Source organism: Pseudomonas sp. NFPP02 (assembly GCF_900119355.1).
Taxonomy (GTDB): domain Bacteria; phylum Pseudomonadota; class Gammaproteobacteria; order Pseudomonadales; family Pseudomonadaceae; genus Aquipseudomonas; species Aquipseudomonas paracarnis.
On record NZ_FPJI01000002.1, the window covers coordinates 179,846 to 188,080 of the forward strand.

The following is an 8,235-nucleotide window of genomic DNA, read 5'->3' on the forward strand; positions in this document are numbered from 1 at the left end:
ACAGGCGCATTATGCCTAGTGCTGCTGTGCAAGACACTCGTGCAATGCGTCTTGCCACTGTGGCTGGCTGACGTGCCATTGCTGTTGCAGGCGGGTGCAGTCCAGGCGCGAGTTCAGCGGGCGCTTGGCGGGGGTCGGGTAGGCGCTGGAAGGGATCGGCTCCAGCTCGGCGCAGGCCTTGCCCTCGGCGCGCAGTTGCTCGCCAATGGCTTGGGCAAAGCCGAACCATGAAGTCTCACCCTGGGCAGTGAGGTGGTAAACACCCCAATCCCCTGCCTTACCGGCCTGCCACTGCTCGATCAGCACGCGGGTGCTGTTGGCGATAGTCCCGGCCCAGGTCGGCGCACCGATCTGGTCGGCCACGATGCGCATCTGCGGTTTTTCCTGCAGGAGGCGCTGCATGGTCAGCAGGAAGTTCTTGCCGTGGCTGGAATAGACCCAACTGGTGCGCAAGATCAGGTACTCGCCGCCTGCAGCCGCAATCGCCTGCTCGCCCGCCAGCTTGCTCTGGCCGTAGACACCCAATGGGTTAGGCGTGTCGCTTTCGGTGTACGGGGCAGGTTTGGTGCCGTCGAACACGTAGTCGGTCGAGTAGTGAATCAGCGGGATGCCCAACGCCCTGGCCTCTTCGGCGAGGATGCCGGGGGCGATGGCATTGATGGCGAACGCAGCGTCCGGCTCGCTCTCGGCCAGATCGACGGCGGTGTGGGCCGCCGCGTTGATGATCAGGTCAGGGCGATGGGTGCGTACTTGCTGGCGGATAAGGTCTGCGTCTGCCAGGTCAAGCTGGTCGCGGCCCAGGACGAGGAGTTCGCCCAGGCCCTTGAGCCGCTGTTGCAGCTCCTGGGAGACTTGGCCGTGTTGGCCGGTGATGAGGATTTTCATGGGAACAAGTCAGCTTCCATCAGCAGTTTGCCGACCTGATCCTTGGCGGAGAGTTGCGGCGGTTCGGCCAGCTCCCAGTCGATGGCCAGCGTCGGATCATTCCAGAGAATGCTGCGCTCGGCGCTTGGCTGGTAGTAGTCGGTGGTTTTGTACAGGAACTCTGCGTACTCACTCAACACCACGAAACCATGGGCGAAGCCTTCTGGCACCCAGAGTTGGCGATGGTTCTGTGCCGACAGGCGGACACCTACCCACTGGCCAAAGTTGGGTGAGCTGCGACGGATGTCGACCGCTACGTCCAACACTTCACCGTAGGTAACACGTACCAGCTTGCCCTGAGTGTGTTCAAGCTGATAGTGCAAACCTCGCAGCACGCCTTTTTGCGAGCGTGAGTGATTGTCCTGCACGAAATTACGCTTGAGCCCGGTGGCTGCTTCAAAGGCGCGCGCATTGAAGCTTTCGTAGAAGAAACCGCGTTCGTCGCCGAATACCTTTGGCTCGAGGATCAGTACGCCGGGTAGTGTGGTTTCAACTACATTCACTGGGTCTCTCCGGCAAGCGAGTAGAGGTATTGGCCGTAGCCGGTCTTGCCAAAGTACTTGGCGCGCTCCAGCAGATAATCACGATCGATCCAGCCATTTTCATAGGCGATCTCTTCCAGGCAGGCCACTTTCAAGCCCTGGCGGTGCTCGATGGTCTGAACGTAGGTCGAGGCTTCCAGCAGGCTGTCATGGGTGCCGGTGTCGAGCCAGGCGAACCCACGGCCGAAGCGTTCAACGTGAAGATCGCCACGCTGAAGGTAGGCATTGTTGACGTCGGTGATCTCCAGCTCGCCGCGTGGCGAAGGCTTGACCGCCTTGGCGATCTTGATCACGTCGTTGTCGTAGAAGTACAGGCCGGTCACGGCATACGGTGACTTGGGCTTTGCCGGTTTTTCTTCGATGGAAAGGGCGCGGCCCTCTTTATCGAAATCAATCACACCGAAGCGCTCCGGGTCTTTCACCCAATAGCCGAAAACAGTAGCGCCCGAGGAGCGCTCGGCTGCGGTGCGTAACTGATCGCCAAAATGCTGGCCGTGGAAGATGTTGTCCCCCAGAATCAGGCACACCGCGTCATCACCGATGAACTCTTCGCCAATGATAAATGCTTGAGCCAGCCCGTCCGGGGAAGGCTGTTCGGCATACGTGAAACGCACGCCAAACTGGCTGCCGTCTCCCAGCAGGTTTCGGTACTGCGGTAGGTCTACCGGAGTGGAGATCACCAGAATGTCCTTGATGCCTGCGAGCATCAGCACGGATATCGGGTAGTAGATCATCGGCTTGTCATACACCGGCAACAGCTGTTTGGACACTCCCAACGTAATGGGGTGTAGGCGAGTGCCGGAGCCGCCAGCCAATACAATTCCCTTCATCATGCGATTAGATCCTTCAAGTCGGTGTTGCCCAATCGTTCTCCCTGATAACTGCCGTCCTGGACCCTGCTGCACCATTCCAGATTATCGAGGTACCACTGTACGGTTTTGCGCAGGCCGGTCTCGAAGGTTTCTTCCGGGACCCAGCCCAGTTCGCGTTCGATCTTGCTGGCGTCGATGGCGTAGCGTTGGTCGTGGCCTGGGCGATCCTTGACGAAGGTGATCAGGTCAGTGAATTTCTCCACACCGGCTGGGCGTTGCGGCGCCAGTTCTTCCAGCAGGGCGCAGATGCCACGTACCACGTCGATGTTCTTCTGTTCGTTGTGGCCGCCGATATTGTAGGTTTCGCCCACAACCCCAGTGGTGACCACTGTGAGCAGCGCACGGGCATGATCCTCGACGAACAGCCAGTCACGCACCTGCAGACCATCGCCATACACCGGCAGTGGCTTGCCCGCCAGGGCGTTGAGAATCACCAGCGGGATCAATTTTTCGGGGAAATGGAACGGCCCGTAATTGTTCGAGCAGTTGGTCAACAGCACCGGCAGGCCATAGGTGCGCTGCCAGGCGCGTACCAGGTGGTCGGACGCTGCCTTGCTCGCGGAATACGGCGAGCTCGGTGCGTAAGGCGTGGTCTCGGTGAAGAGGTCGTCCACGCCGTGCAGGTCGCCATACACCTCATCAGTGGAGATGTGGTGGAAACGGAATGCGCTTTTTGCCGGCTCTGCCAGCTTCTGCCAATAGGCTCGCGTGGCTTCCAGCAGGCTGTAGGTGCCAACGATGTTGGTCTGGATAAAATCCGACGGGCCGTCAATGGAGCGGTCGACATGGGACTCGGCCGCCAAGTGCATGATCGCATCGGGTTCGAAGCGTGCGAGCAAGGCGCTGACGGTGACCTGGTCGATGATATCGGCCTGGACAAACTCATAGCGGCTGTTGGACGCGATGCTGGTCAGCGACTCGAGGTTGCCGGCGTAAGTCAGCTTGTCCAGGTTGAGCACCTCGTGCTCGGTGTGCTGGATCAGGTGGCGGATCAGGGCTGAGCCGATAAAGCCAGCGCCGCCAGTAACGAGAATGCGCATATCGGAGGGCCCTTTCCTTTGATAGACATTATGCGGATGAAGCATAGCTTGAGTGGTGCGAGCCGGGTGGTGCAAGCGCTGTATTACTGGGGGGTTGCCTTGTGCCCCTGAACAATGGCGATATAGACGCCTGAAAAAACAAAGGTCGTCACAATGTCGTTAGCCACGTTGACCCACCGTGCCAGCTTGCCTTGCCCACAAGTAACCCCCGAGCAAGCAGCATGCCTGCTCGAGCGGCACTATGGTATGGCGGGCAAATTACACTCGTTGGGCAGTCAGCAAGACCTCAACTATCGAATTGACAGCACACGGGGCCGCTTCGTTTTGAAAATCTGCCGGGGTGACTACGCCGCGGTTGAACTTCAAGCCCAACACGCAGCGCTCAACAGCCTGGGCGCGCATGCCGGCCTGCGTGTTCCCAAGGTCATCCAGACCTTGGCGGGTGAGGAGTTGCTGACGGTCAACGTCGATGACCAAACCCTGCACCTGCGGCTACTGGACTACATCGACGGCCAGCCCCTGACGCATTTACCCCACCTGAGCCGCACCGTGATCGAAGGCTTTGGTGAGCTGTGCGGGCAGATGAGCCTCGCGCTGGCAGGTTTCGAGCACCCTGGCCTTGCGCGCACCCTGCAATGGGACCCGCGCCACGCGCAAGCATTGATCACCCACCTGCTGGCAACCTTGCCCGACCTGCCGCAGCGTGCTGCTTTGGAGCAGGCAGCCAGGCAGGTCGAGGCGCATGTCCAGCCGTTGGCGGCACACCTGCCTTGGCAAGCGGTGCACATGGACATCACCGACGACAACGTGATGTGGCAGCGTGATGCCCAGCGGCACTGGCGCATACAAGGCGTGATCGATTTCGGCGATCTGGTGCACACCTGGCGAATTGCCGATCTCTCGGTGACCTGCGCGGCGCTGTTGCACCATGCCGACGGTGATCCATTTGCTCTCTTGCCGGCGATCCAGGCCTGCCACGCGGTCACGCCGTTGCAGCGCGAAGAGCTGGAGGTGTTGTGGCCGTTGATCGTCGCTCGCGCGGCGGTGTTGGTGCTCAGCAGTGAGCAGCAGCAACGCCTGGACCCGGACAACGTTTATCTAAAGAAAAACGCCGAACACGAGTGGGAAATCTTCCATATCGCCACGTCGGTGCCCTTCGAACTCATGCAAGCGGCGATTCTGCGCAGCGTCGGCAAAACATTACCGCCCGTCACCAACCAAGACTTCGCGCCTTTATTGCCAGGCTTGGTGGGCCGCGAGTTTGCGCTGATCGACCTGGGTGTACTCAGCCCGCATTTCGAGGCTGGCAATTGGGAGACTCCCGGCATCGATCGGCGCTTGCTGGATCAAGCGGCGACGGTGCATGGGCTGGCGGCCAGTCGTTATGGGCAATACCGCTTGTCGCGCACCCGCCCCGACAGTGCCCTAGAGCCCGAGACCTTCCCCCTTCATGTCGAACTGCATCTGCCCCACGGCACGGTGCTGGAAGCACCCTTTGCGGGAATGCTGCGTGAAGGTACCGACGGCTTGCTGTGTTTGCACGACGGCGGTCTGAGCCTGCGCCTTTGGGGCGTGCGCACATCACTCAAGCCGGGCGCAACCCTGGTCAAAGGGCAGGTGCTGGGCGAGGTTCATGCGCCGTTGACTGTGCAGTTATGCCGCGCCGACCTTGAGCCACCGCTGTTCTGCACACCTTCCCGGGCGTTGGCGTGGCAGGCGTTGTGCCCGTCACCCGCAGCGCTGTTGGGCCTGGCCTGTGATGCGGAGCCGGAACTGGACCCAGAAGCCCTGCTGGCCCGGCGTGATGCCAGCTTTGCCCGCTCCCAGAAGCACTACTACGCCGACCCACCGCGTATCGAGCGCGGCTGGCGTAACCACCTGATCGATATGCAGGGCCGATCGTACCTCGACATGCTCAACAACGTGGCCGTGCTGGGCCATGGCCACCCGCGCATGGCTGAAGTGGCGGCTCGGCAGTGGTCGTTGCTCAACACCAACTCGCGGTTTCACTACGCGGCGGTTGCCGAGTTCTCCGAGCGCCTGCTGGCGTTGGCGCCGGAGGGCATGGACCGGGTGTTCCTGGTCAACAGCGGCACCGAGGCCAATGACCTGGCGATTCGTTTGGCCTGGGCCTACAGCGGCGGGCGCGACATGCTCAGTGTGCTGGAGGCCTATCACGGCTGGTCGGTGGCGGCGGATGCCGTGTCCACGTCGATTGCCGATAACCCCCAGGCCTTGAGCAGCCGCCCGGATTGGGTACACCCCGTGACCGCGCCCAATACCTACCGCGGTGAATTCCGCGGGCCGGACAGCGCGCCGGACTATGTACGAAGTGTGGAGCATAACCTGGCGAAAATCGCCGCGAGCCAGCGTCAATTAGCCGGGTTCATCTGTGAGCCGGTGTACGGCAATGCCGGCGGCATCTCCCTGCCACCGGGTTACCTGCAACAGGTGTATGGCCTGGTCCGTGCCGAGGGGGGCGTGTGCATCGCCGATGAAGTGCAGGTGGGTTACGGCCGCATGGGGCATTTCTTCTGGGGGTTTGAACAGCAAGGTGTGGTGCCTGACATCATTACCATGGCCAAGGGCATGGGCAACGGCCAGCCGTTGGGCGCAGTGATTACCCGCCGAGAGATTGCCGAGGCGCTGGAGGCCGAGGGTTACTTCTTCTCGTCATCGGGAGGCAGCCCGGTCAGTTGCCGGATCGGCATGGCAGTGCTGGACGTGATGGAAGAGGAAAAGCTGTGGGAAAACGCCCAACTGGTAGGTGGGCATTTCAAGGCACGGTTGGAGGAATTGATCGATCGCCATCCGCTCGTCGGTGCCGTGCACGGTTCGGGCTTCTATCTGGGCCTTGAACTGGTGCGCGATCGCCAGACCCTCGAACCTGCGACTGCAGAAACCGCCTTGTTGTGTGACCGGCTGCGGGAACTGGGGATTTTCATGCAGCCTACCGGTGATTATCTGAATATCCTCAAAATCAAGCCGCCGATGGTGACGTCCAGACGCAGCGTGGACTTCTTTGTGGACATGCTGTCCAAAGTGCTGGATGAACAACTGTGATTTATCGATTGTTATCGGCTATTTTTTGCAGGCGCGAGCACCTATCATGTTTTTAGTCTGTTAAAGCCGATTTTTATCCATTATAAAGTTGCCCTTCACCCCATTCGGAGCCCTGATCGCCATGACCACCTTGCACAGCACACCTCGCGCCGATGGCTTTCACATGCCTGCCGAATGGGCGCCCCAGACCCAGACCTGGATGATCTGGCCCGAGCGCCCAGACAACTGGCGCCTGGGCGGTAAGCCTGCGCAGGCGGCCCATGTGGCGGTGGCCAAGGCCATCGCACGTTTTGAGCCGGTGACCGTCGCGGTCTCCGCCAGCCAGTACGAAAACGCCCGTGCCCGCCTGGACGTACCCAATATCCGCCTGGTGGAAATGTCCAATGACGACGCGTGGGTTCGCGACACTGGCCCCACTTTCGTTATCAACGGCAGTGGAGAAGTACGGGGTGTGAACTGGGACTTCAACGCCTGGGGTGGTTTTGACGGCGGCCTGTATGCACCGTGGAACCGCGATTCCCAGGTGGGAGGCAAGATCCTCGAGATGGAGCGCGCACCGCGTTACCGCACTGAAGGCTTTGTGCTTGAAGGCGGTTCGATTCATGTCGACGGCGAAGGCACCCTGATCACCACCGAAGAATGCCTGTTGAACCGCAACCGCAACCCGCACTTTGATCGTGCGGCCATTGAGGCGGTACTCAGCGATAACCTGGCGGTAGACAAGATCATCTGGTTGCCGGATGGGTTGTTCAACGACGAAACCGACGGCCATGTGGATAACTTCTGCTGCTACGTGCGCCCGGGCGAAGTGCTGTTGGCCTGGACCAATGACCCGCAAGACCCGAACTACCCACGCTGCCACGCAGCCATGGACGTGCTGCAAAGCAGCACCGATGCCCAGGGCCGCTCGTTCATCGTGCATAAAATGCCGATCCCGGGTCCGCTGTATGCCACTGAGGAGGAATGCGCCGGGGTAGACCTGGTTGACGGTAGCCAGGAGCGTAATCCGACCGTGCGGTTGGCCGGTTCCTACGTCAACTTCCTGATCGTCAATGGCGGCATCATCGCGCCGAGTTTCGATGACCCGTTGGACGATCAGGCCAAGCAAATCCTGCAGAACCTGTTCCCACAACATGAAGTGGTGATGGTGCCGGGCCGCGAATTGTTACTGGGTGGGGGCAATATCCATTGCCTGACCCAACAGCAGCCAGCCCCGCAGCGAAAGTGAGTGCAGTTGTAACAGCGCCTTGATGGCGCACGAGCACCGCGCGTTTGCAGTGTTCCCCGCAAGCCCGCGACCCAGCCCGGTCGCGGGCTTTTTCATGCCTGCATGCCGGTGAACAGGGCACATTGGCATAGCTCTTGTATCGCTGTGGTTACAGTGGCCCAAGGGGGATGACCGTGCAGTTCTGTCACAAACCTTGAGTAAGTTAGCCGCTCACGCAGCAGGAGAGAGCGCTGAAATGAATGCCGATGTCCACCTGATGAACACGCGTACGTTCCACCCTTTGCGGGTCGACGCAGACGCCATCCATGCGTTGGCCCTTTGGTTGAAGGCGAACGGCTCGCCACAGGTCAGGCAATTGCCTGATTTGCGCAGCGTGATGAGTGAGCGCTACCCGGTTGGGTTGTTCACGGAGGACGAAGTGCAGGCGTTGTGCGAGTTGATGAGCAACTAAAGAACACCTGAAACCGACTGTGGGAGCTGGCTTGCCTGCGATGGCGGTGGCTCAGTTGAAGATTGGGTGACTGGCACACCGCTATCGCGGGCAAGCCCGCTCCCACAGGGATCTG

The 8,235-nt window shown here is 60.5% G+C and carries 7 protein-coding genes; 3 read left to right on the forward strand and 4 right to left on the reverse strand.

The window, feature by feature from the left end; translation table 11 throughout:
• Window positions 1-15 precede the first annotated feature (15 nt).
• Genes rfbD through rfbB form a run of 4 tightly spaced genes read right to left on the reverse strand, consistent with a single transcriptional unit; the run spans window position 16 to window position 3,378 of the window.
• Complete coding sequence (gene rfbD, locus BT204_RS04245) at window positions 16-885, reverse strand: dTDP-4-dehydrorhamnose reductase (RefSeq protein ID WP_072445767.1); 870 nt, start codon at window positions 883-885, stop codon at window positions 16-18.
• Window positions 882-1,427 carry a dTDP-4-dehydrorhamnose 3,5-epimerase gene (rfbC, locus tag BT204_RS04250; protein WP_047712353.1) on the reverse strand — a complete coding sequence of 182 codons (546 nt, stop codon included), beginning with the start codon at window positions 1,425-1,427 and terminating at the stop codon, window positions 882-884. The genes rfbD and rfbC overlap by 4 nt, the downstream gene beginning before the upstream one ends.
• Window positions 1,424-2,299 (reverse strand): glucose-1-phosphate thymidylyltransferase RfbA, encoded by an 876-nt coding sequence (gene rfbA / locus BT204_RS04255; RefSeq protein WP_003187717.1) that lies wholly within the window; start codon window positions 2,297-2,299, stop codon window positions 1,424-1,426. Before rfbA ends, rfbC begins: the two co-directional genes overlap by 4 nt.
• A complete protein-coding gene (gene rfbB, locus BT204_RS04260) occupies window positions 2,296-3,378 on the reverse strand; it encodes a dTDP-glucose 4,6-dehydratase (protein ID WP_057975365.1) in 1,083 nt (360 codons plus the stop codon). Before rfbB ends, rfbA begins: the two co-directional genes overlap by 4 nt.
• A gap of 153 nt (window positions 3,379-3,531) precedes the next feature.
• Here rfbB and BT204_RS04265 point away from each other — a divergent pair, with 153 nt between their 5' ends.
• The 3 genes from BT204_RS04265 (at window position 3,532) to BT204_RS04275 (ending at window position 8,120) form a co-directional block, all read left to right on the forward strand.
• The gene (locus BT204_RS04265) at window positions 3,532-6,441 is read left to right on the forward strand and encodes an aminotransferase (protein ID WP_072445768.1); all 2,910 of its coding nucleotides are present in this window, start codon (window positions 3,532-3,534) and stop codon (window positions 6,439-6,441) included.
• A 121-nt stretch (window positions 6,442-6,562) separates the two neighbouring features.
• Window positions 6,563-7,669: an agmatine deiminase gene (gene aguA / locus BT204_RS04270; RefSeq protein WP_057975367.1), complete on the forward strand. Its 1,107-nt coding sequence runs from the start codon at window positions 6,563-6,565 to the stop codon at window positions 7,667-7,669.
• 235 nt (window positions 7,670-7,904) lie between these two features.
• Window positions 7,905-8,120, forward strand: a complete 216-nt coding sequence (locus BT204_RS04275) for a hypothetical protein (RefSeq protein WP_054922627.1) — start codon at window positions 7,905-7,907, stop codon at window positions 8,118-8,120.
• Window positions 8,121-8,235 lie beyond the last annotated feature (115 nt).

What these genes read in the sequence shown, in the direction of transcription:
- BT204_RS04275 (WP_054922627.1), top strand. Translation starts at nt 7,905, where the DNA reads ATGAATGCCGATGTCCACCTGATGAACACGCGTACGTTCCACCCTTTG.
- aguA (WP_057975367.1), top strand. Translation starts at nt 6,563, where the DNA reads ATGACCACCTTGCACAGCACACCTCGCGCCGATGGCTTTCACATGCCT.
- rfbD (WP_072445767.1), bottom strand. Translation starts at nt 885, where the DNA reads ATGAAAATCCTCATCACCGGCCAACACGGCCAAGTCTCCCAGGAGCTG.
- rfbA (WP_003187717.1), bottom strand. Translation starts at nt 2,299, where the DNA reads ATGATGAAGGGAATTGTATTGGCTGGCGGCTCCGGCACTCGCCTACAC.
- rfbB (WP_057975365.1), bottom strand. Translation starts at nt 3,378, where the DNA reads ATGCGCATTCTCGTTACTGGCGGCGCTGGCTTTATCGGCTCAGCCCTG.
- BT204_RS04265 (WP_072445768.1), top strand. Translation starts at nt 3,532, where the DNA reads ATGTCGTTAGCCACGTTGACCCACCGTGCCAGCTTGCCTTGCCCACAA.